Origin of the sequence: Bifidobacterium sp. SO1 (assembly GCF_018555335.1) — a bacterium.
Taxonomy (GTDB): domain Bacteria; phylum Actinomycetota; class Actinomycetes; order Actinomycetales; family Bifidobacteriaceae; genus Bifidobacterium; species Bifidobacterium simiiventris.
On the sequence record NZ_JAFEJR010000050.1, the window covers coordinates 1 to 1,338 of the forward strand.

Annotated in this window: 1 protein-coding gene; it reads right to left on the minus strand. The window is 57.8% G+C overall.

The features are described 5' to 3' along the window. On the minus strand, positions 1 to 1,090 hold a 1,090-nt coding region (locus JS541_RS14610; protein ID WP_240539396.1), incomplete at its 3' end, for an InlB B-repeat-containing protein. Positions 1,091 to 1,338: the final 248 nt, after the last annotated feature.

A 1,338-nucleotide genomic window follows, 5' to 3' on the forward strand; every position in this document is an offset into this window, starting at 1 on the left:
GTTTCGTGTTCCATTTCACGAACGTGTAATTCGTTCTCGTGAACCCGTTCGCATGGATCCACGTCTCCGCGCCGACGTTCACGGTCTGCGAGGCGGTCGACCCTCCGGTCGAACCGTTCCCGTCGTATCGGATGGTGGCCTGGTTGATCCTCCACTGCGCGTACAGGGTCGTGCTCGCGTTGAAAGCGTGCTTGCTGTTCGCCGCGTACGAGGTGCCTTTGCCGTCGGCTCGGGTGTTCCAGCCGGCGAAGCTGTAGTTTGTGCGGCTGAAACCGTTCTGCCGGATGGTGATCGTGTCTCCCACGCCGACGTTGTTCTGAGCCGCCGTCGCGCCGCCGGTCGAGCCGTTGCCGTTGTAGGTAATGTTGATGAGCTTTTGCCACTTAGCTTTGAACAGGCCGGAGGTGCTATTCCAAGGGCTGTCAGTGAAATTAAGGTATACCTGCCCGCCTTCCCTGAATACGGTCCCCGGGGAGTATACCCATTCCCAACCAACGAACTTATATCCGGGACGAGTGAACTTGTTCTTGGCGAGTGTTACTAGGACACCGTTTTTGTCCGTGTTGTTCAGGTCAAGATTGGCGATGTTCGGTACAGTTGACGACATACTGCCCTTCCCGCCGTTCGCATTGTAACGGATCACCTGGGTGAAGACGGGGAAGCTCTTGTTGTAGATCGCCCACCAATTCCCGGATCCGGATGCGGTGGGAGGAGTGGCCTTGGCTCCGGGCTTGAAGCGCTTCATGACCCCGCTGCTGGAGGAGCCGAAGCTGCCGCCTCCCGTGATCTTGCAGGTCTCCAGAGTCCACGACGCATCGCATTTTCCTCCGACGTTGAAGTTCTGGGATTCCCATGCGATGGGCACCCAATCCTGACCGCCGGAATACCCCTGATTGGGATGATAGTCGACGCCGTTCACCCCGCTCATGTTCGGCATGGTATAGGAGGTCTGACCGGTGACGTTGATCTGCTTGCCTGGGATTTCGGTGGTTGTGTCCTTCTGATAGAACTTCAGCCAGCCCCTTGTCGGATACGAATTATTGCCGAGCGCGAGCGCGGACGGGACGGCCGCACCCAATCCCATAAGCATCACGAGCAATGCGGCCAGAATCCGCAGAAAACCCCCAAAGCCGTTCCGTTTCTGGTCTCCTCCCGAAGACGGATCGGAATGCAAGGTCAGCGGGGGGGGGCAGTGTCGAAGTCCGGTCCTGGGCGGATTCTAGTGGTGGTTGCAACACCCGTGTTGCTGGTTAATTTGGTTGTGTGATCGTATCATGCCTCGTTGATCAGGTCGAGGATGGCTTCGGATGGTTTCCTGAATCCGAGGGTCTTCCTCGG